The organism is Streptomyces sp. NPDC058291, from assembly GCF_042880855.1.
Taxonomy (GTDB): Bacteria; Actinomycetota; Actinomycetes; order Streptomycetales; family Streptomycetaceae; genus Streptomyces.
Map to the genome: position 1 here is coordinate 1 of NZ_JBHVYK010000023.1, position 20,559 is coordinate 20,559.

The following is a 20,559-nucleotide window of genomic DNA, read 5'->3' on the forward strand; positions in this document are numbered from 1 at the left end:
GACGGGCCCGCGGGCCCGTCGGCGGCCGTCAGGGCTCCGCCGCGCCAAATGCCTTGTGGGGGCCGTGCACGGGTGCTGGAGTGGGCGCATGGATCATGCCGCGGTACTCGCCCTGTACGACCGGGAGATGCGCGAAGGCGCGCGCCCGGAGAGCTCCGACGCCCGGATCGAGAAGGCCGGGGGCGTGGTCCGGCACGTGGGCGGCGACGGCGGCTGGAGCGGCGTCCTGTGGTCCGACCTGGACGCGGCCGGCGCCGACGCGGCCATCGCCGAGCAGATCGCCTACTTCGGCGGCCTGGGCCACGAGTTCGAGTGGAAGCTGTACGGGCATGACCGTCCGGCCGATCTCGGGCAGCGGCTCACGGCGGCCGGGTTCGCCCCCGATCCGCAAGAGACCCTGATGATCGGCGAGACGGGCGACCAGCTCGTCGACGTGGCGCCGCCCGAGGGCGTCCGCATCGTCGCGGTCACCGACCGGGCGGGCGTCGAGCTCATGGTCGAGGCCAACGAGAAGGCCTTCGGCCGTGACGGCTCCTGGCTGCGCGACCTCCTGCTCGCCCGCCTCGCCTCCGACCCGGACGAGCTGGTCGCCCTGGTCGCGCTGGCCGGGGACGTGCCGGTGAGCTCGGCGCGGATGGAACTCGTCGCGGGCACCGGGTTCGCCGGGCTGTGGGGCGGCGGCACGGTCGAAGGCTGGCGCGGCCGGGGTCTCTACCGCGCGCTGATCGCCCACCGCGCCCGTATCGCCGCCGAACGCGGCTACCGGTACCTGCAGGTCGACGCCTCCGACCAGAGCCGGCCCATCCTCGAACGCCTCGGTTTCGCCGCGCTGAGCACGACGACCCCGTACGTCCACACGCGCAAGCCGTCCATCGTCCGGGCGTCCCGGGGGTGACGACGGCCGTTCCGCGGACGTCGTTCGAGTGACGGCCGGGGCGACCCGTGTCCGCGGGTCGGCCCGGCCGTGTTCCGGGTGCGGGAGGGGTCACGGGGTCGGGGCGCGGGTGCTGCGCGCCGCCGTGGCGGTGCACATCAGGCCCAGCAGCAGGGCCAGGGCGCCGATGACGATGTTGTTGACCACGACACCGGCGTCCGGGCTGTCGCCGACGATCCACGGTGCGACGATCATCCAGACGCCCGCGGCGCACATGGCCCAGCTCAGGCCGTACATACGCGCGGGAGCCGCGGTGAAGCCGAGGCCCAGCAGGGCGATCGCGATGCCCACGATCAGGTTGTGGGTGGCGAGGGCGGGCTGGCTCGCGGTGTAGTGGAGGATCCACGGGGACACGGCGCAGTACAGACCGAGCAGGAACACCGGTCCGTCCACGAGCGCCACATCACGGCCGTCGAGCATACGGGCGTAGCGCGCCCGCATCTCGGGAACGTCGGGGTGCGTCGACATGTCGCCTCTGGTGGGCGAGACGTTGGCCATGATCCGTCTCCTTTGACTGTCAGGGCCGACCGCTTCGTTGCGGTGTGCGGTAAGTGCCGCGTATGTTCATTCTGCCTTTATTTTTCCCTTATGTGTAGTGCTCGCATCAATTGATCGGGTGCCGTCCGCGCGGCCTCACCACGCGTCGCTTCTGCGTCGTATCGTCGTCGCATGAACGAACTCCCGAGCCCCGACGGCGCCGGCCTGGCCACCGGGGCGCTGGCCCGCCGGCTCGGGGTGGCGCCCACCACGCTGCGTTCCTGGGACCGGCGGTACGGCATCGGGCCTGCCGTGCGCACGGACGGCCGGCACCGGCGCTGGCGGCCGGGCGACGTGGCCGTGCTGGAGGCGATGTGCCGGCTCACCTCGTCCGGCGTGCCCCCCGCGGACGCGGCCCGCGCGGCGAAGGAGGCGCTGCTGCGGCCGCCCGCGCCACCGGTGGGCGGGGCCGCGGAGCGGACGGGCGCGCCCGGCGTCCTCCCGCTGGTCGGGGGCGGGGACGCCCGGCAGGAGTGCCGGGGCCTGGCTCGCGCGGCCGTGCGCCTCGACGCGCCGGCCGTGGAGGAGCGGCTGGCCGAGGCCGTGGAACGGCACGGACTCGTCGTCGCCTGGCAGGAGGTGATGGTCCCGACCCTGCACGCCGTGGGCCGTAAGTGGGCCTCGTCCGGCGACCGCTACGTCGAGGTGGAGCATCTGCTGTCCTGGCAGGTCTCCACCGCGCTGCGCCGTGCGCCGCACGCCGTCGTGGCGGGGGGCCGGGAGGGGCGGCCCGGGCCGGTGCTGCTGGCCTGTGCGCCGGGTGAACAGCACAGTCTGCCGCTGGAGGCGCTCCACGCGGGTCTGCTCGAACTCGGCGTCCCCACGCGGATGTTCGGAGCCGCCGTACCCGTGGAGGCGCTGACCGCGGCCGTGCGGCGGCTGGGCCCGGTCGCGGTGGTGCTGTGGGCGCAGACCCGTTCCACCGCCAGTCTGCCCCTGGCCCGGCATGTCGCGGACGCTCGCTGGGGCGTCACCGGAGCCCGGCGAGCCCCGACCGTGGTGCTGGGCGGACCCGGCTGGGTCGGCCGGCCGGCTGCGGACCTGCCCCGGCCGACGGGCCTGAGCGACGCCCTGGCGATGCTGGCCGGCGCGCACGCGGCCGGCACGGCCGGCGACACGGGCGCCTGACCGGCCGCCGCGGACTCCGGGGCCGTCCCACGCCTGGGGACCGACCACGACGCCTCGCGACCCCGACGCCTCGCGACCCCGACGCCTCGCGACCCGGGGGCTTCGCGACCCCGACGCCTCACGACCCCGGGCCCTCCTGTCTGACGGCCGGGCAGGAAGCCGCCGGGCTGCGACGGTCGCCGGCTGCAAGGGCGCGGGCGTCCGGTGCGGCCGTCCGGGGTCAGTTCAGCTTCTTCAGCAGTTCCGTGGCGAGCGGGGCCGAAGAGGCGGGGTTCTGGCCCGTGACGAGGTTGCGGTCGACCACCACGTGCGGCGCCCAGGGCTCGCCGACCTGCACGTCGACGCCCGCCTCGGTGAGCCGGTCCTGGAGCAGCCACTTCGCCTTGTCGCCCAGACCGGCCTGGTGCTCCTCGGCGTTGGTGAACGCGGCGATCCGGTAGCCGGCGAAGGCGTTGGAGCCGTCCTCGGCGACCGCGGCGAGCAGGGCCGCGGGGCCGTGGCAGACGACGCCCAGGGGCCTGCCCGAGGCCAGTGCGTCGGCCAGGAGGCGGCCGGACACGGCGTCCACGGCCAGGTCCTCCATCGGGCCGTGTCCGCCCGGGTAGAAGACGGCCGCGTAGTCGTCGAGGTCCACGTCCTGCAGCCGTACCGGCCGCTGCAGCTCCGTCACGGAGGCGAGCGCGGCCGAGACGCGGTCGGCGCCCTCCTGCCCGCCGTTGACCTCCGCGGCCAGGCTGCCCTTGTCCACGGTGGGCACGACGCCGCCGGGCGTGGCGACGACGACCTCGTGGCCGGCCGCCCGGAACGCCTCGTACGGCGCGACGACCTCCTCCGCCCAGAAGCCGGTGGGGTGCTGCGTGCCGTCGGCGAGCGTCCAGTGGTCGGCGCCGGTGAGCACGAAAAGAATCTTGGCCATGAGTGATCTCCGAGAGTTTCGGCGCCGGCGCTCCGTCCTGGCGGACCGCCGACGCGGGGGTGCCCGAACGAACCTAGGCGGTCCAGGCATAGGGATCCAATGAGGATCCCGATGCCCGGCATTGGGGATCCTATGGGAGGTCCGGGAATACTGGTGCGGTGGAACACAGCGACGGCCGGCCCTCCGGCCACCTGGACCTGAACCTGCTGCGCACCTTCCTGGCCGTGTACCGCTCGGGCTCGTTCACCGGCGCGGCGCAGCTGCTGAGGCTGTCCCAGCCGACCGTGACGACGCAGATGCGGGCGCTGGAGCGGCAGACCGGGCGCGAGCTCTTCGAACGGCTCCCGCGCGGCGTCTCGCCGACCCCGGTCGCCGACGAGCTGGCGGCCCGCGTGTCCGCGCCGCTCGACGAGCTGGCCGTCGTGGCCGGCCCGGATCCGGCCGGCCGGGCCGGTCCGGCCGACCCGGTGCACCTCGCCGGACCCGCCGAACTGCTGTGCACCCGCGCGCTGCCCGTCCTCGCGCCGCTGGTGGCCGAGGGCGTCCGGCTGCGGGTCGCCACCGGCCTGACCGACGCGCTGCTGGAGGAGCTGCGCGCGGGACGGCACGACCTGGTCGTCGCCACCACCCGGCCGCGCGGCCGCACCCTGCACGCGGTCCCGCTGACCGACGAGGAGTTCGTGCTGGTCGCGGCTCCGGCGTGGGCCGAGCGGCTGCGGGGTCCGCTGGCCGCCGAGGGCCCGACGGCCCTGCACAGCGCGCCGATGATCACGTACGCCGAGGACCTGCCCATCGCGCGCCGCTACTGGCGGCACGTCTTCGGCAGGCGTCTGTCGGGCTTCGCCGCGGTGACCGTGCCCGATCTGCGCGGGGTGCTGGCCGCGGCCGTCGCGGGCGCGGGGATCACGGTGCTGCCCCGCTACCTCTGCCTCGACGAACTGGCCCGCGGCGCCCTCGTCCCGCTCCACGAGCCGCCGGATCCGCCCATCAACACCGCGTACCTGGTCCAGCGGCCGGGTGCGGCGGCGCACCGGGACGTCACCCGGGTGCGCGAAGTCCTGCTGAGCGCGGCCCCGCAGTGGTGAGGGGCGCTCAGCGGCGTTCCCGCGCCCGCTTGAACCGGGCCAGCCCCTCGGAGAGCGTGACGACCGGGTCGGGGTAGTCGAGCGCGGCGCGGTCCGCGCCGGTCAGCTTCCACGGCTCGTGCACCGCGGGCGCCGTCAGGTCCGCCAGCTCGGGCAGCCAGCGCCGCACGTACGCCCCCTGGGCGTCGAACCGCTTCGCCTGGGTGACCGGGTTGAGGACCCGGTTGGGCCGTGAGTCGGTGCCGGTGCCCGCCACCCACTGCCAGTTGAGCTGGTTGTTGGCCACGTCCCCGTCGACGAGCAGGTCCAGGAAGTGCCGGGCGCCGATGCGCCAGTCGACGTACAGCGTCTTGGCGAGGAAGCTCGCGGTCAGCAGGCGGCCCCGGTTGTGCATCCACCCCTCGTGGCGCAGCTGCCGCATCGCCGCGTCCACCAGCGGGTAGCCGGTGCGGCCCTCGCGCCAGGCCTCGACGTCGGCGCGAGCCGTGCGCTCCGAACGCCAGCGGTCGTGCTTGGGGCGGTAGTCGGCGGACGCCGCCTCGGGGCGCGCCGCCAGCACCTGACGGTGGAAGTCCCGCCAGGCCAGCTGCCGCACGAACGCCTCGGCCCCCGGGCCGCCGACCTGGCGCGTCCGGTGCACGAGCTCCGCCGCGGACAGGGTCCCGAAGTGCAGATGGGGCGAGAGCCGGGAGGTCGCGTCGCCCGCCAGGTCGTCGTGGCCGTCCTCGTAGGCGCCGACGTCCGAAGCCAGAAAGGAGGCGAACCTCCGTCGGCCCTCCCGCTCGCCGCCCGTCGCCAGCCCCGGGGACAGTCCCGGCAGGCCCTTGCGGTCGGGCAGTTCCTCGGAGCCGACGCCGTCGGGGACCCGCACGGTCCCCGGCGCGCCGAGCGGCTCGCGCAGCCGGGCCCGCGACCAGTGCCCGAAGTACGGGGTGAAGACGGCGAAGTGGTCCGAGGAGGCCGGCGCGAGCGTGCCCGGGCCGACGGCCGTCGTCACCTCGTCGTGCACGTGCAGGCGCACGCCTTCGGACTCCAGGGCGCGCCGCAGGCGTTCCTCGCGCCGCCGCGCGTGCGCGCTCACGTCGGCGGCCAGATGGACCTCGTCCGCCTCCGCCTCGGCCGCCACCCGGCACACCTGCTCCACCAGCTCGCCCGAGCGCACGACGAGCCGGCCGCCCCGCTCACGCAGTCCCGTGTCGAGGTCGCGCAGACAGTCGGCGAGGAACGCCAGCCGGTTCGGGGCGGCGAACCCGGCGCGGTCGACGGCCCGGTCGCGCACGAACAGCGGGACCACCTGCCGGGCCCCGTCGAGGGCGGCGCGCAGCGGCGGGTGGTCGTGCAGGCGGAGGTCCGCGGTGAACAGGACCAGCGAGACGTTCATGAGGAGAGCTCCGGGGGGAGGGGTTCGGTCTGTGCACCGCTTCCGGTCGGCGACGCCCGGCGGATGCAGGCGGACGGGCCGTCGGCTCCGGCGGGCCCGTCCCGGTCCGGCCGGGACGTCCCGGGCCGCCCCGGCCGGTCAGCGGGCCGGTTCCCGGGCCCGCGCCGTCGCGTCCGCCACGGCCGCCTGGGCGATGTTGCGGGCCATGCCGCCGAAGACGAGCGCGTGGAACGGCGCCACGCTCCACCAGTAGGCGTGGCCGAGCAGTCCGTGGGGATGGAACACCGCGCGCTGGCGGAAACGGGTGCGGCCGTCGGCGTCCGCGTCGACGCGCAGCTCCAGCCAGGCCAGGCCCGGCAGCCGCATCTCGGCCCGCAGCCGCAGCAGACGACCGGGTTCGATCTCCTCGACCCGCCAGAAGTCCAGCGAGTCGCCCACCCGCAGCCGGGCGGCGTCCCGGCGGCCGCGGCGCAGCCCCACCCCGCCGGCCAGCCGGTCGAGCCGGCCCCGGACGGCCCAGGCGAGCGGGAAGGAGTACCAGCCGTTGTCGCCGCCGATGCCCTCGATGACCCGCCACAGCGACGCGGGCGGGGCGTCGACGACCAGGTCACGGACGTCGGTGTAGAGGCTGCCGCCTGCCCAGCCGGGGTCGGTGGGCAGCGGGTCGCTGGGAGCGCCCGGGACGGAGGCTGAGGACCAGCGGGTGACGACCTGCGCCTCGCGCACCTTGCGCAGGGCGAGCCGGACCGCCTCGTCGAACCCGAGGGGGTGGCCCGGCGGGTCCGGCACATAGCGGGCGATGTCGTGCTCGTGGCAGACCACCTCGTGCCGCAGCGACTCGGTGAGCGGCCGCGCGATCGAGGCCGGCACGGGGGTGACCAGCCCTACCCAGTGGCTCGACAGGCCGGGGGTGAGCATCGGCAGCGACAGGATCAGCCGGCGCGGGAGCTCGGCGATCGCCGCGTAGCGGATCATCATCTCGCGGTATGTCAGGACGTCCGGCCCGCCGATGTCGAAGGTGCGGCTGACGTCGTCCGGGAGCCGGGCGGAGCCGACCAGGGCGCGCAGCACGTCGCGCACGGCCACGGGCTGGATCCGTGTGCGCACCCAGCTCGGGGCGACCATCACCGGCAGCCGCTCGGTCAGATAGCGCAGCATCTCGAAGGAGACCGACCCGGAGCCGATCACCACCGCGGCCCGCAGCACGGCGGTGGGGACGCCCGATTCCAGCAGGATCCGCCCCACCTCGGCACGTGAGCGCAGATGCGGCGACAGTTCCCGCTCGGGCACGTCGGCCGGGGTGAGACCCCCGAGGTAGACGATGCGGCGCACGCCCGCCGCCCGGCACTGTTCCCCGAAGATCAGGGCGGCCCGGCGGTCCGTCTCCTCGAAGTCGTCACCGGTGGCGAGCGCGTGCACGAGGTAGTAGGCGACCTCGACGCCGTCCAGGGCCGCCGCGATCGACGCGGCGTCCGTGACGTCGCCGCGCACCGTCTCGACGTCGCCGGCCCACGGGTGGTCGCGCAGCCGGTCGGGGTCGCGGGCCAGACAGCGCACCCGGTGGCCGGCGGCCAGCAGCTCGGGGACGAGCCGGCCGCCGATGTATCCCGTGGCGCCGGTCACCAGGCAGAGCGCCCTGTCGTCACGGCCGTCTGCGGTCATGAGTTCTCGGTCCTTCCCTCGGTCCGTCGCTCGGTCCTGCGCCGCGGCTTTCGCTGCGGCCTTCCTCCGGTCGGCTGCCGAAGGGCCGTCCGAGGAGCTCCGCCGACGGCCGCGTCCGGCGGCCGGGCCCTTGCACATCGCTTCCACACGGAGGCGGCGCGCGGATGCACCCGGGGGTTGTGCGCACGAACGAGTGATCGCGGATGGCGACTACCCTGGCCGCCTGGCCACGGCCGGCGAGCGTGCGGAGCGGGTGCCGGAACAGCGGTCCGAGGCGTCCGGGGCGTCCGGCTCACCCGCCGACCTGCTGCACGCCTTCGCCGTTCGGCTGCGGCGGATGAACGGCGAGATCAACCGGCTGGTGCACGGGTTCGCGGGCGACCAGGGACTGCACGCGACGGACGTCCAGGCGCTCGCCGCGATCCTGGACGCGGACGGGCCGATGACCCCCACGCGGCTGCGCGAGCATCTCGGCCTCACCACCCGGCGGTCACCGCGTGCGTGGACCGCGCCGGAGCGCGCCGGGCACATCCGCCGGGTCCGCGAGAGCGCCGACCGCCGGGTGGTCCACCTGCACTACGCCGAGGACGACCGCTCGGACGCCCGCTCGGCCGCCCGCGCCTACTTCCGGCCGCTGGCCGAGGCGACCCGGGCCGCACGCGCCCGGTTCACCGAGGACGAGCTGTCGGTGGTGCTGCGCTTCGTCGGCGCGATGGGCGAGGACGCCTTCGGCGTCCTGCTGGACACGCTCGTGGTGCGCTCGCCGCTGGTGCCCGCGCTGGTGCGCGATGTCGGCGCCCGCGCCTGGTGGCCCGGACGGCTCGGCCGCGACCGGGACAGTGCGGCTGACGCCCCGTCGGCCGGGAGGTGAACATGTTCGCGCCGATCCAGGGAAGCCGGAGTACGGAGAAGTTGTCCGTTTCGCATCGGGAGGTGTCTGCCGCTATGAGCGCGAAGGTCTTGGAGCGTTTCCCCGCAGGATCCCCGCGAGGGTCGTGGCCGGCGGAGGAGTACGCGGCACGGCGGCGAGCCGAGGGGGAGCCCGCGACCGTGGTCATGGACCTGAAGTCGGACGCTTTCCTCGTCGTGGTCCCCCCCGGCGACGAGGACTGACCCCGTACGAGGCCGGGCGGCGCCCGGCGGGGCCTCGGTGACGGCGGGCGCGCCCGCGCCGGTCCCGCCGGCCGGCGCCCGGCCTCGCTCAGGGCGTCCGCGGCGCCTCGGGCCCCGCGCTCAGCGTCCGCGCCGTCCGGACGAACACCTCGAGAATGCGGTCCCGTTCGACACGCGTTCAAGGGCTTCCCTGTCACACCCTCGTGAAATTCAATAGTCCGCGATACGAGACCGGTCGGGTTTGCCTTGACTGCCGTCGCGGACCACTGCCACGATCGACGACATGAAGATGCGACTGGACCTCACGCGGCGACGCCATGTCGACCTCGCGCGCGTCTCCAGCGCCTCCTGTTGCGCCGCGGCCTGATCCCTCCTCGCGATCCGCCGCGCTTTTCCCTTCCGCCTGAATTCACCGCGCCCGCCGCCCCCTCGGCACTCGCGTCACTCCGGCGCCTCGGCGTCTTCGCGCCTCAGCACGTGAGTGCCTTTGCGCCGCCACGCCTGCGCGCCCCGTGAATTCGGCGTGCCCGAAAGATCCGCACCAGGAGTTCCGCATGCCCGCCGAGCCCTCCAGGAGATCGTCGCCCAGGCCGACAGCGAGGCCGTCGAGGCGCTCGCCGACGCCGTCGCCCCCGCCGAGAGGCAGCAGCTGCACGACCAGCCGGACGCCGTGACCGCGCAGAGCCGCGGCGACTTCGAGGTGCGGGTGGCCGCGGTCAAGGCCCGCGCCACCGACGTCTCCCTGGAGATCGGCAACCGGATCCTCGAAGTCACCGGGGCCCGCGCCACGGCCACCGTCGAAGGCCTGGACCGCTTCTGGCGCAACGTCCGCACCCACACCCTCCACGTCCCCGTCGCCTACAAGCGCCGCTAGGTCGGCCGCTGGGTCCTCGAAGGCGAACTGCCCGAACCCACCTGGTACTCCTGACCGCTCCCACCGGGGCGCCCCGCCACGCCGGGCGCCCCGGGCTCCTTCGAAAGAGGACCCATGGCCACCGTCCTGTCCGTCTCCGGCAGCCCTTCCGCCTCCTCCCGCACCGGCCGTCTGCTGCGCCACCTCGACCAGCGGCTCGCCGCCCAGGGGCACCAGGTGATCCCGCTCGACGTCCGCACGATCCCCGCCGACGCCCTGCTCGGCGCGGACTTCCGCCACCCGGCGATCGTCGAGGCGACCGAGCTGTTCGCGCGCGCCGACGGCGTCGTCGTGGGCACCCCGGTCTACAAGGCGTCCTACTCCGGCGTCCTCAAGGCGCTGCTGGACCTGCTCCCGCAGTACGCGCTCACCGGCAAGACCGTCCTGCCCCTGGCCACGGGCGGCTCCACCGCCCACGTCCTGGCCATCGACTACGCCCTGCGCCCGGTGCTCAACTCCATGGGCGCGGCCCACATCGTGCAGGGCTGGTTCACCCTCGACAAGGACATCACCGCCCACGAGGACGGCTCCGTCACCGTCGCCCCGACCGCCGTCGCGGCCCTCGCCCAGGTCGTCGACCAGTTCTCGGCCGCGCTCGGACGTACCCCGTACCTGGCCGCGGCGAGCTGAGCGCACGATGTCCGCCCATGTCATCGCCGACGAGCCGAGGCCCTCGCCGTGGCCGCCTCGCTGGCCGCGGAATTCCGCAGCGGAGCCTCCGCCCGCGACCGCGAACGGCGGCTTCCGCGCGCCGAGCTGGACCGGGTGTCCGCCTGGGGGCTGCTCGCCGTCACCGTCCCCGCCGACCACGGCGGGGCGGACGTCGACGCGGTCACCCTCGCCGAGATCTTCCGCCTGCTCGGCGACGCGTGAGCCCGGTAACGCGGAAGCCCGGCGACGCGTGAGCCCGGTAACGCGGAAGCCCGGTAACGCGTGAGCCCGGCGACGCGCGAGCCCGGTAACGCGTGAGCCCGGTAACGCGTGAGCCCGGCGACGCGCGAGCTCGGTAACGCGGAAGCACGACCGACGGACCTTCCTGATCGGAGACCCCTGTGTCCCTCACCTTCCACTGGTTCCTGCCCACCAACGGCGACAGCCGTCACGTCGTCGGCGGCGGCCACGGCACTCCCGCCACCGTCTCCGGAAGGGACCGGCCGCCGACGGTCGCCTATCTGAGCCAGATAGCCCGCGCAGCGGAGGACCTCGGCTTCGTGGGCGCGCTCACCCCGACCGGGGCCTGGTGCGAGGACGCCTGGCTGACCACAGCGATGGTCAGCCAGCACACCGAGCGGCTCAAGTTCCTGGTCGCCTTCCGTCCCGGCTTCGTCTCGCCGACGCTCGCCGCGCAGATGGCGGCCACCTTCCAGCGGCAGACCGGCGGTCGGCTCCTGCTCAATGTCGTCACCGGCGGTGAGAGCCACGAGCAGCGCGCCTACGGCGACTTCCTGGACAAGGACGACCGCTATCGCCGCACGGGTGAGTTCCTGCGGATCGTGCGGGAGTTGTGGGACGGCAAGACCGTCGACCTCCAGGGCGAGCACCTGCGGGTCGAGGACGCGAAGCTGGCCCGGGTGCCCGATCCGGTGCCCGAGGTGTACTTCGGCGGGTCGTCGCCGATCGCCGGCGAGGTCGCCGCGAAGTACGTCGACTCCTACCTCACCTGGGGTGAGCCGCCGGCCCAGGTCGCGCAGAAGATCGCCTGGGTCGCAGGGCTCGCGGCGAAGGAGGGGCGCACCCTGCGGTTCGGCATCCGGCTGCACGTCATCACCCGGGACACCTCGCAGGAGGCGTGGGCGGAGGCGGACCGGCTGCTCGCCGGGTTCGACGCGGAGACCGTCCGCTCCGTCCAGGCCGGGCTGGCGCGCAGCGAGTCCGAGGGACAGCAGCGGATGCTGGCCCTGCACGGCGGCGGCAGCCGGGACGGGCTGGAGATCCACCCCGGCCTGTGGGCCGGGATCGGCCTGGTGCGCGGGGGAGCGGGCACCGCGCTGGTGGGCAGCCACGACGAGGTCGCCGCGCTGATCAAGCAGTACGCGGCGCTGGGGATCGAGGAGTTCGTGCTCTCCGGCTATCCGCACCTCGAAGAGGCGTACTGGTTCGGCGAGGGAGTGCTGCCGCGCCTCGCCACGGAGGGACTGTGGCGGCACCCGTTCCTCACCGGGGCGGCCGCCGCCTCGACGCAGGTGCCGTTCGCCGGCTGAGCCCGCGGCCGCCGCGCTGGCCCGGCGCTGCTTCGTCAGCAGCGTCGAACGGCCGCCGCCGGCGAGGCCCGCCCCCGCCGGACCGGTCCGCGGGCGGTGGCTCACTCCGCCAGCGCGGTGAGATGCGCCGTGCGCGACGCGTGCGTCTGGCCCTGGACCATCAGGAACAGGGCCTCCCTCGCCAGGCGCTGGGCCCTGTTCGTCAGCAGCATCGAACGCCCGCCGCCGGCCACCACCGCCGCCGTGGTCGCGGCCCGCATCAGCTCCGACGCCTGCGCCCTGAGGGCCGTGCGACGGGCGTGGTGCTCGTGCGGGGCCGGGTGGTCGGCCAGGGCGTAGGCCTCGCCGCGCAGCTCGGTCAGCCGGGCGCGGAAGGGGGCCGCCGTCTCTTCGTCCAGCAGGGTGAGGGCGGTCCGCGTGACCCCGAACACCGCGGGGTTGGTTCCCGCCGTCTTCGTCCGGTCCGTCGCCGCCCACCGCTCGTACGGGATGCGCAGAGCCACCGCCTCCTCCGGCAGCCACAGGCCGTCCAGCTCCAGGGAGACCGTGCGGGCCGCGGTGAGGGCGGCCAGTCGCATCGGCGCCGACGCGCGCAGACCGGGCTGCGGCCGTGCCTCGGCGAACGCGAACAGGGCCTCGTCCGCGTCGGTGACGCCGGCCAGCAGCATGACGTCGTTCAGGCCCCACCCCGTGTACCAGGGCACCGTCCCGTCGAAGCGCCAGCCGCCCCGCTCCCGAGCGGCCCGCACCGGCCTGCGCGGGTGCGCCCGCAGCTGCGCGTAGGCCACCCCGGCCAGCAGCTCGCCGGTCGCCAGCCGCCCCAGCAGCCGATCGCGCACCGGTGCGTCGCACCCGGCGAGGGTCAGCACCGGGGTGTGGTGCTGGGTCTGCACGAACCAGGTCGAGCAGCACGCCCCGGCCAGGATCTCCGCCGTCTCGCGCACCACCGCCGCGGACGCCGCCGCGCCGCCGTACTCCTCCGGGGCGTTCAGGCCGAGCAGGCCCGAGCGCCTGATCTCGGCCAGATGACCCACGGGCACCTCCCCCTGGTCGACCTGTTCGGCCTGCGGGGCGAGAAGGTCGTCGGCGAGGCGGCGGGCGCGGGCGACGAGAGGGTGCGGTGCGGTCATGGGCGAGATTGTTTCCCGATTCCTTGCGCGGGGTGTCGATCGGAGCCGACGCCGTTCGTGTAGGAGGTGAGAGAACGGCGAGAACGGCACGAACCCCAGGAGGACGCCATGACGCACTACCTGCTCAGCGTGGTCCAGCCCGTCGGCGGCGAGCCGCCCGCCGCCGAGGAGCTGGCCGGGATCATGCGCCGCGTGCAGGCCTACAACGACGAACTGCGCGCCGCCGGCGCCTGGGTCTTCGCCGGCGGGCTGCACGGACCGGAGACGGCCACGGTGCTGCGGCCCAGCGACGGCGACGTGGTCGTCACCGACGGGCCGTACGCCGAGGGCAAGGAGTACCTCGGCGGTCTGTGCCTGATCACGGCCGCGGATCTGGACGAGGCCCTGGAGTGGGGCCGCAAGGCGGCTCTGGCCACCACCCTGCCCATCGAGGTGCGCCCCTTCGCCGACGCCCACTGAGCGATGCCGGACACCACCGACGTCGAGGCCGTCTTCCGTGCGGAGTACGGCCGTGCGGTCGCCGTCCTGGTCCGCTTCCTCGGCGACATCGACCTCGCCGAGGAAGCGGTCCAGGACGCCTTCGCGACGGCCGTGCGGCGCTGGCCGCGGACCGGGGTGCCGCCCAGCCCGGCGGGGTGGATCATCACCACCGCCCGCAACCGGGCCGTGGACCGGCTCCGCCGGGAGTCCACCCGGGCCGCCCGCCACGCCGAGGCCGCCCTGCTGTACGCCGCCGACCGTCCCGTGGAGGAGGGTCCCGCGCGCGACGACCGGCTCCGCCTGGTCTTCACCTGCTGCCACCCCGCGCTCGCCCCGCAGGCGCAGGTCGCCCTGACCCTGCGCCTCCTCGGCGGCCTCACCACCGCGCAGATCGCCCGCGCCTTCCTCGTCCCCGAGCCGACCATGGCGCAGCGACTGGTCCGCGCCAAGGCCAAGATCCGCGACGCCCGCATCCCCTACCGGGTGCCCCGCGACGCCGACCTGCCCGACCGGCTGGCCGGCGTGCTCGCCGTCGTCTACCTGATCTTCAACCAGGGCTACGAGGGCGACGTCGGCCTGTGCGCGGAGGCCGTCCGCCTGGGCCGGCTGCTGACCGAGCTGATGCCGGACGAGCCCGAGGCCGCCGGGCTGCTGGCGCTGATGCTGCTCGTCGAAGCGCGCCGTGCGGCGCGCGAGGACGCCGACGGCGCGCTCGTGCCGCTGCCCGCCCAGGACCGCGACCGCTGGGACCGCGACCTGATCGCCGAGGGACAGGCGCTCGTCCGGCGCTGTCTGCGCCGCAACCGGCCCGGGCCGTACCAGATCCAGGCGGCGGTGCAGGCCGTCCACAGCGACGCGCCGAGCGCCGAGGACACCGACTGGCGTCAGGTCCTGCGCCTGTACGACCAGCTCATGGCCGTCGCGCCGAGCCCGGTCGTGGCCCTGAACCGGGCGGTCGCCGTGGCCGAGACGGAGGGCCCGCGCCGGGCCCTGGACCTGGTCGACGCCCTGGCCCTCCACGGCTACCGCGTGTGGCACGCCGTCCGCGCCGACCTGCTGCGCCGCCTCGACCGCGCCACCGAGGCCGCGGCGGCCTACGAGGCGGCCCTCGCGCTCAGCGAGAACCCGGCGGAACGCGCCTTCCTGCGGTCGCGCCGGCGCGCGCTGCTCGCCGATCCGGACAGGTAGCCGCTCCGGGAATGCCCGGCGGCGCGGAAAGGTTGGCATATACATCGAGCTGACCGCTCGTCCGACGAACAGGGCCGAAACGCCCGCACACCCAGGGCCGCGAAGCCCATACATCCAGGGCCGAAAGGCCCGTGCACCCCAGCGAGGCACCGTGACCACCGCAGCCGCAGCAGCCACCTCCGAGCAGCCCGCCGACGTCGTCGCCCGACTGCGCGCCGCCTTCCGCACCGGCCGCACCAAGCCCGTCGCCTGGCGCACGGACCAACTGCGCCGGCTGCGCGCTCTGCTCACGGAGCAGGGCGCCGAGCTCGCCGACGCCCTCCACGCCGATCTCGGCAAGAGCTCCGCCGAGGCCTACCGCACCGAGATCGACTTCACGGTCCGCGAGATCGACCACACCCTGGAGCACCTGGACGGTTGGCTGGCCCCGGAGGCCGCCCCGGTCCCGGCCCACCTCGGCGCCGACGCCCGCGCGTGGACCCTGGTCGAGCCGCTCGGCGTTGTCCTGGTCATCGCGCCCTGGAACTACCCCGCGCAGCTCCTGCTCGCCCCGCTGGTCGGCGCCCTCGCCGCCGGCAACGCGGTGGTCGTCAAGCCCAGCGAGCTCGCGCCCGCCACCTCGGCCGCCCTGGCCCGCCTGCTGCCGGCCCACCTCGACACCGAGGCGGTCGCCGTCGTCGAAGGCGGGATCCCGGAGACCACCGCCCTGCTCGCCGAGCGTTTCGACCACATCTTCTACACCGGCAACGGGACAGTCGGCCGGGTGGTCCTGCGGGCCGCCGCCGAACACCTCACCCCGGTCACCCTAGAACTCGGCGGAAAGTCACCGGCGTTCATCGACCGCGACGCCGATCTCACCGTGGTCGCCGAGCGGTTGGCCCGCGGCAAGTTCCTCAACGCCGGCCAGACCTGCGTCGCCCCCGACTACGTCCTGACCGACCCGCGGACGGCCGCCGCCCTCGAACCCCTGCTGAAGAGCGCGGTCGAGACGTTGTACGGCGCCGACCCGCAGACCTCCGACGCCTACGGCCGCATCGTCAACGAACGCCACTTCGACCGGCTCAGCGCTCTGCTCGACTCCGGCCGCGTCGTGGTCGGCGGCGGCGCCGACCGCGCCGACAAGTACCTGGCGCCGACCGTGCTCGCCGACGTCGACCCGAAGTCGCCCGTCATGCGGGAGGAGATCTTCGGTCCGATCCTCCCGATCGTCACCGTCGAGGATCTGGACGAGGCGATCGGCTTCATCAACGACCGCGACAAGCCCCTCGCCCTCTATGTCTTCACCGACTCCGACGAAACCCGCGACCGGGTCGCCGCCGAGACCTCCTCCGGCGGCCTCGGCCTCGGTCTGCCGCTCGCCCATCTCACCGTCTCCGACCTGCCGTTCGGCGGTGTGGGCGAGAGCGGCATGGGCAGCTACCACGGGCGCTACTCCATCGAGACGTTCAGCCACCGCAAGGCGGTGCTGGAGAAGCCGCTGAGCTGAACCGCGCGAACCGGGCCGCCGGGGCTGGACGACGGGCGTCCCCGAAGTCGCCGAGAGGGATGGTGGGCGATCCCGTCGCGCACACCGCCGCCGGTGAGCGCGGCCGGGGCCCCGACGGGGCGCGGCTTACGGGTGCGCCCCGACGGGGCGCGCGGTGCGTGCCAGACTCGCGGGATGAGCACCGCGACGATCACCGCGGACGCCGCGGGCGCCTGGAACATCGGCGACCTGACCGTCAACCGCATCGGCTTGGGCGCGATGCGGCTGACGGGCAGCGCCGCCTTCCACCTCGGCGCCCCCGCCGACCGCGACCGCTCCCTCGCCGTGCTGCGCAAGGCGGTCGAGTTCGGCGTCGACCACATCGACACCGCCGCCTTCTACTTCTCCGCCCTGCGCTCGGCCAACGAGCTCATCGCCCGCGCGCTGGCCCCGTACCCGGACGACCTGCTGATCGCGGCCAAGGTGGGCCCGTTCCGCGACTACCGGGGGGAGTGGGGCGACCCCGCCCGCCCCGAGGACCTGCGCGGCCACGTCGAGGAGAACCTGCGCCAGCTCGGCCGGGACCACCTCGACCTCGTCTATCTGCGGCGGATGGGGCAGGAGTCGGTCGCCGAGCACTTCGGCGCGCTCGCCGAGCTGCGCGAGGCGGGCCTGATCCGCCATCTCGGCCTCTCCTCGGTCGAGCCCCGCCATCTGGCCGAGGCGCAGGCCGTCGCCCCGGTCGCGAGCGTGCAGAACCGCTACGGCCTCGGCGATCACCGCCCGGCGACCGAGGAGGTCCTGCGCCTCTGCGGTGAGCAGGGCATCGCCTTCGTCCCCTTCTTCGCCATCGCCGGCGGCGCGGGCGCCCACGGGGCGACCACCGCCCACGACGAAGCGGTCCTCGCCGTCGCCCGCGCCCACGGGGCGTCGCCCGCCCAGGTCCGGCTCGCCTGGAGCCTCGGCCGGGGTCCGCACGTTCTGGCCGTGCCGGGCGCCGGGAACCCCGCTCATCTGGCCGAGAACGTGGCCGCGGGGGCCCTGCGCCTCACCGAGGAGGAGCGGGAGCGCCTGGACGCGGTCCACCTCGCGGCCGGCCGGGACCGACGGGACTGACCGTCACGGGCCGGCCCGAGGCCGGCGACCGCGTTCCGTCGATCCCCCCACCCCGCGGTCGATCCCGCCACCCCGCGGTCGATCCCGCGACTCCGCGGTCGATGCCGCCACCCCGCGGTCGCCCACCCCGCCGTCGATCCCGCCACGCCGCGGCATCTGCGGCGCTCCCTTCGGAGGAGACTGGCATCAGGTAGGTTTTACGTATAACCTCACCCGTCGATCCACCCTCCGGAAAGTTCTCCGGATCGCTCCGCGCACCGCCTGCGAAAGGTCCCGATGAGTCGCATCGCCCTGGTCACCCTCGTCGTCGACGACTACGACGAGGCGATCCGCTTCTACACCGAGGCGCTCGGCTTCCGACTCGTCGAGGACGAGCCCCGCCCCGACGGCGCCCGCTGGGTCGTCGTGCGGCCGGGGGACCGCCAGGACGGCGCCGGGCTGCTGCTGGCCCGCGCCAAGGGCGAGGCCCAGCGCACCCGGGTGGGGGACCAGACCGGCGGCCGGGTCGGGTTCTTCCTGCACACCGACGACTTCGCCGGCGACCACGCCCGCATGCTCGCCGCCGGCGTCACCTTCCTGGAGGAGCCCCGGCACGAGCCGTACGGCTCCGTCGCCGTCTTCCAGGACCTGTACGGAAACCGCTGGGACCTGCTCCAGCCGGCCACCGCCTGAGCACCGCCCGCCGAACCACTCGCCGAGGAACACGCACATGACCGCGCCCCGCATCGACACCGAAACCCTCCGCCGGCTCCCCAAGGCCGTCCTGCACGACCACCTCGACGGCGGCCTGCGCCCCGCCACCGTCGTCGAGCTCGCCGAAGCGGTCGGTCACCCCCTGCCCACCACCGACCCCGACGAGCTGGCCGCCTGGTTCTTCGAGGCCGCCAACTCGGGCGACCTGGTGCGGTACATAGCCACCTTCGAGCACACCCTCGCCGTCCTGCAGACCCGTGAGGGCCTGCTGCGGGCCGCCGAGGAGTACGTCCTCGACCTGGCCGCGGACGGCGTCGTCTACGGCGAGGTCCGCTACGCCCCCGAGCTGAACGTCAACGGCGGGCTGAGCCTCGCCGAGGTCGTGGAGACCGTGCAGGAGGGCCTCGCGGCCGGCATGGCGAAGGCGGCGGCGGCCGGGACCCCGGTCCGGGTCGGCACCCTGCTCTGCGGCATGCGCATGTTCGACCGGGTGAGCGAGGCCGCCGACCTCGCGGTCGCCTTCCGGGACGCGGGCGTCGTCGGCTTCGACATCGCCGGCGCCGAGGACGGCTTCCCGCCCGCCGACCACCTCGACGCCTTCCAGTACCTGCGCCGCGAGAGCGTCCCGTTCACGATCCACGCCGGCGAGGCCCACGGCCTGCCCAGCATCCACCAGGCCCTCCAGGTGTGCGGCGCCCAGCGCATCGGCCACGGCGTGCGCCTCACCGACGACATCGTGGACGGCAAGCTCGGTCGGCTCGCCGGCTGGGTGCGCGACCGCCGGATCGCGCTGGAGATGTGCCCCACCTCCAACCTCCAGACCGGCGCCGCCGCATCGATCGCCGAGCACCCGATCACCGCGCTGAAGGACCTCGGCTTCCGCGTCACCCTCAACACGGACAACCGCCTGGTCTCCGGCACCACCATGACCCGCGAGATGGCGCTGCTGGTCGAGGAGGCGGGCTGGGGCGTCGAGGACCTGCGCACGGTCACGGTGAACGCCCTCAAGAGCGCGTTCATCCCGTTCGACGAGCGCAGGGCCCTCATCGAGGACGTCGTCCTGCCGGGTTACGCGGCCGCTCTCTGAAGGAGCCCGCGGACGTAGGCGGCCTGTCCGACGTGCTGCAGATCGTCGGACAGGACGCTGACCAGCCGCACGCCCAGCGTGACCGGCGGATCCCAGCGTTCGTCCACGACGCGCTCCAGATCCGCCGCCTTGAGCGCGCCGAGCGCGGTCAGGGTCTGCGTGTGCACGGCGTCGTGGTATCCGGTCAGCAGCGCGCCCTCGCGCACCCGGACCTTCGCGACCTGCGCGACGCTGTGGCCGTAGCCGGTGTCCCGGCCCGGCAGGTCCAGGCCGAACCGCTTCTCCCAGTCCTGGGTCAGCCACACCTGGTCGAGGCCGAAGGCGTCGGCGACGTGGTCGTCCTGGACCCGGGTGAGATGCCACACCAGCCAGGCGATCGAGTTGGCCCCGGCGGCCGGCCGGGCGTCGAGGCCGTCGGGGTCCAGACCCTCGACGGCGGCGCGGACCTCTTCCTGGATGCGGTTGAACCCGTCGATGAGGATGTCCTTGGCATGCATACGTCCACCATGGCCCACCCCGCGCTCACGCGCCCCCCGTTTCCAGCAGCCCCATCAGCGCCCTGGCCGCCGGGCTGGTCGCCCGCGCGGGGGGCAGCAGGGCGACCGTCTCGTAGGCCGCCTCGCCCGTGCCCTCGAGGGGCAGGGCGGTGAGGGCCTCGCGCTTGTGCCGGAAGTGTCGCGGCACGACCGCGACGCCGAGGTTCTCGTGCACCAGGTCCAGGAGATCGTGCACGTCGTTGACCTCCAGCGCGACCGTGCGCCGCACCCCCGCCTCGGCGAACGCGGCGTCCGTGGCGCGGCGCGGGCCCCAGTCGGGGTGGAAGTCGACGAACACCTCGCCGGACAGGTCCTGGGGCGTCAGCGCCGCCGCCGCTCCGGCGAGGCGGTGGTCGGGATGGCACAGCACGTACATCGGCTCGGCGGCCAGCGGCACGCAGCGCAGCTGATCGGTGTCCGTCTGGGTGCGGTAGGCGAAGGCCAGGTCGAGCCGGCCGGCCGTCACCTCCTCGCCGAGCGCTCCCGAGCCGGTCTGGCGCAGCCGGATCTCCACGTCGGGATGGCGCCGCCGGAACTCCGCCAGCAGCCCGGCCACGTGCACCCCGGCGATGCACTGCTCGGCGCCCACCGAGAGGGTGCCGCGGACCACGCCCTGCACGGCGGCCACCGCCTCATGGGCCGCCCGCACCTGCGCCAGGACCCGTTCCGCCTCGGCCAGCAGCGCCCGCCCCGCCTCGGTCAGCGTCACCCTGCGGGTGGTCCGCACGAACAGGGGCGCGCGCAGCTCCCGCTCCAGCGCCCGGATCGACGCCGACAGCCCCGACTGGGAGACCATCAGGCGTTCGGCGGCCCGGGTGAAATGCTGGTCCTCGGCGACGGCGACGAAGTGCTGGAGGTGGCGCAGTTCCATGATTGAGAAGCGTAGCCGCTGAATCCCATCGCATTCTTCTGTTGGACCACTGTCCGCAGGCGGACGAGAGTGGGAGACGGTTCGCGAGAAAGATCTTCCCGGACCCGAACCCCGTGCCAACCC

20 protein-coding genes and 3 pseudogenes are annotated in these 20,559 nt (G+C 74.5%); 16 read left to right on the forward strand and 7 right to left on the reverse strand.

All coding sequences use genetic code 11. The features are described 5' to 3' along the window. Positions 1–88: 88 nt before the first annotated feature. Entirely contained in the window at positions 89–895 is an 807-nt protein-coding gene (locus ACFVYK_RS14370) for a GNAT family N-acetyltransferase (RefSeq protein WP_389773048.1), read from the forward strand. 90 nt (positions 896–985) lie between these two features. Here ACFVYK_RS14370 and ACFVYK_RS14375 read toward each other — a convergent pair whose 3' ends face one another. After that, entirely contained in the window at positions 986–1,432 is a 447-nt protein-coding gene (locus tag ACFVYK_RS14375; protein ID WP_389773050.1) for an SPW repeat protein, read from the reverse strand. Positions 1,433–1,603: 171 nt separating this feature from the next. Here ACFVYK_RS14375 and ACFVYK_RS14380 point away from each other — a divergent pair, with 171 nt between their 5' ends. Further along, entirely contained in the window at positions 1,604–2,599 is a 996-nt protein-coding gene (locus ACFVYK_RS14380; RefSeq protein ID WP_389773053.1) for a MerR family transcriptional regulator, read from the forward strand. 220 nt (positions 2,600–2,819) lie between these two features. On the opposite strand, the gene ACFVYK_RS14385 is transcribed toward ACFVYK_RS14380, so the two are convergent. Beyond that, positions 2,820–3,515: a type 1 glutamine amidotransferase domain-containing protein gene (locus ACFVYK_RS14385; protein ID WP_389773055.1), complete on the reverse strand. Its 696-nt coding sequence runs from the start codon at positions 3,513–3,515 to the stop codon at positions 2,820–2,822. Positions 3,516–3,673: 158 nt separating this feature from the next. On the opposite strand from ACFVYK_RS14385, the gene ACFVYK_RS14390 reads away from it, so the two are divergent. Next, the gene (locus ACFVYK_RS14390) at positions 3,674–4,600 is read left to right on the forward strand and encodes a LysR family transcriptional regulator (RefSeq protein ID WP_389773058.1); all 927 of its coding nucleotides are present in this window, start codon (positions 3,674–3,676) and stop codon (positions 4,598–4,600) included. Positions 4,601–4,607: 7 nt separating this feature from the next. Here the strand turns inward: ACFVYK_RS14390 and ACFVYK_RS14395 are convergent, their stop codons facing one another. Together ACFVYK_RS14395 and ACFVYK_RS14400 are read right to left on the reverse strand one after the other, a co-directional pair. Beyond that, a complete protein-coding gene (locus ACFVYK_RS14395; RefSeq protein ID WP_389773061.1) occupies positions 4,608–5,981 on the reverse strand; it encodes a cryptochrome/photolyase family protein in 1,374 nt (457 codons plus the stop codon). 138 nt (positions 5,982–6,119) lie between these two features. After that, positions 6,120–7,643 carry an SDR family oxidoreductase gene (locus ACFVYK_RS14400; protein ID WP_389773063.1) on the reverse strand — a complete coding sequence of 508 codons (1,524 nt, stop codon included), beginning with the start codon at positions 7,641–7,643 and terminating at the stop codon, positions 6,120–6,122. 253 nt (positions 7,644–7,896) lie between these two features. Between ACFVYK_RS14400 and ACFVYK_RS14405 the strand changes: the two are divergent. The 7 genes and pseudogenes from ACFVYK_RS14405 to ACFVYK_RS14435 form a co-directional block, all read left to right on the forward strand. After that, positions 7,897–8,367 (forward strand): annotated as a pseudogene (locus ACFVYK_RS14405) (MarR family winged helix-turn-helix transcriptional regulator); the annotation flags it as partial. 221 nt (positions 8,368–8,588) lie between these two features. Then, complete coding sequence (locus ACFVYK_RS14410; protein WP_389773066.1) at positions 8,589–8,756, forward strand: hypothetical protein; 168 nt, start codon at positions 8,589–8,591, stop codon at positions 8,754–8,756. A gap of 289 nt (positions 8,757–9,045) precedes the next feature. Further along, entirely contained in the window at positions 9,046–9,123 is a 78-nt protein-coding gene (locus tag ACFVYK_RS14415) for a putative leader peptide (RefSeq protein ID WP_350786652.1), read from the forward strand. 234 nt (positions 9,124–9,357) lie between these two features. Then, positions 9,358–9,630: pseudogene (locus ACFVYK_RS14420) on the forward strand (acyl-CoA dehydrogenase family protein); the annotation flags it as partial. Between the two features lie 114 nt (positions 9,631–9,744). Then, positions 9,745–10,299: an NADPH-dependent FMN reductase gene (gene ssuE / locus ACFVYK_RS14425; protein WP_389773069.1), complete on the forward strand. Its 555-nt coding sequence runs from the start codon at positions 9,745–9,747 to the stop codon at positions 10,297–10,299. Positions 10,300–10,306: 7 nt separating this feature from the next. Then, positions 10,307–10,539, forward strand: a pseudogene (locus tag ACFVYK_RS14430) (acyl-CoA dehydrogenase family protein); the annotation flags it as partial. Positions 10,540–10,721: 182 nt separating this feature from the next. Further along, positions 10,722–11,870, forward strand: a complete 1,149-nt coding sequence (locus tag ACFVYK_RS14435) for an LLM class flavin-dependent oxidoreductase (protein WP_389773071.1) — start codon at positions 10,722–10,724, stop codon at positions 11,868–11,870. 101 nt (positions 11,871–11,971) lie between these two features. Here the strand turns inward: ACFVYK_RS14435 and ACFVYK_RS14440 are convergent, their stop codons facing one another. Beyond that, on the reverse strand, positions 11,972–13,000 hold the full coding sequence (locus ACFVYK_RS14440) for an acyl-CoA dehydrogenase family protein (RefSeq protein WP_389773074.1): 1,029 nt from the start codon (positions 12,998–13,000) through the stop codon (positions 11,972–11,974). A gap of 108 nt (positions 13,001–13,108) precedes the next feature. Here ACFVYK_RS14440 and ACFVYK_RS14445 point away from each other — a divergent pair, with 108 nt between their 5' ends. The 6 genes from ACFVYK_RS14445 to ACFVYK_RS14470 all read left to right on the forward strand — a co-directional run bounded on the left by ACFVYK_RS14445 (position 13,109) and on the right by ACFVYK_RS14470 (position 19,029). After that, a complete protein-coding gene (locus ACFVYK_RS14445) occupies positions 13,109–13,459 on the forward strand; it encodes a YciI family protein (RefSeq protein ID WP_389773077.1) in 351 nt (116 codons plus the stop codon). 3 nt (positions 13,460–13,462) lie between these two features. Continuing rightward, complete coding sequence (locus ACFVYK_RS14450) at positions 13,463–14,668, forward strand: RNA polymerase sigma factor (protein WP_389773080.1); 1,206 nt, start codon at positions 13,463–13,465, stop codon at positions 14,666–14,668. A gap of 112 nt (positions 14,669–14,780) precedes the next feature. Then, entirely contained in the window at positions 14,781–16,154 is a 1,374-nt protein-coding gene (locus tag ACFVYK_RS14455; protein ID WP_389773271.1) for an aldehyde dehydrogenase family protein, read from the forward strand. A gap of 174 nt (positions 16,155–16,328) precedes the next feature. Continuing rightward, positions 16,329–17,249: an aldo/keto reductase gene (locus ACFVYK_RS14460; RefSeq protein WP_389773082.1), complete on the forward strand. Its 921-nt coding sequence runs from the start codon at positions 16,329–16,331 to the stop codon at positions 17,247–17,249. Between the two features lie 276 nt (positions 17,250–17,525). Further along, positions 17,526–17,921 carry a VOC family protein gene (locus ACFVYK_RS14465; protein ID WP_389773084.1) on the forward strand — a complete coding sequence of 132 codons (396 nt, stop codon included), beginning with the start codon at positions 17,526–17,528 and terminating at the stop codon, positions 17,919–17,921. A gap of 37 nt (positions 17,922–17,958) precedes the next feature. Further along, positions 17,959–19,029: an adenosine deaminase gene (locus ACFVYK_RS14470; RefSeq protein ID WP_389773087.1), complete on the forward strand. Its 1,071-nt coding sequence runs from the start codon at positions 17,959–17,961 to the stop codon at positions 19,027–19,029. Here the strand turns inward: ACFVYK_RS14470 and ACFVYK_RS14475 are convergent. Both ACFVYK_RS14475 and ACFVYK_RS14480 read right to left on the reverse strand, forming a co-directional pair. Further along, a complete protein-coding gene (locus ACFVYK_RS14475; protein WP_389773089.1) occupies positions 19,011–19,526 on the reverse strand; it encodes a DinB family protein in 516 nt (171 codons plus the stop codon). The two genes, ACFVYK_RS14470 and ACFVYK_RS14475, sit on opposite strands and share 19 nt — an antisense overlap. 25 nt (positions 19,527–19,551) lie before the next feature. Continuing rightward, a complete protein-coding gene (locus ACFVYK_RS14480; protein WP_389773092.1) occupies positions 19,552–20,436 on the reverse strand; it encodes a LysR family transcriptional regulator in 885 nt (294 codons plus the stop codon). Positions 20,437–20,559: the final 123 nt, after the last annotated feature.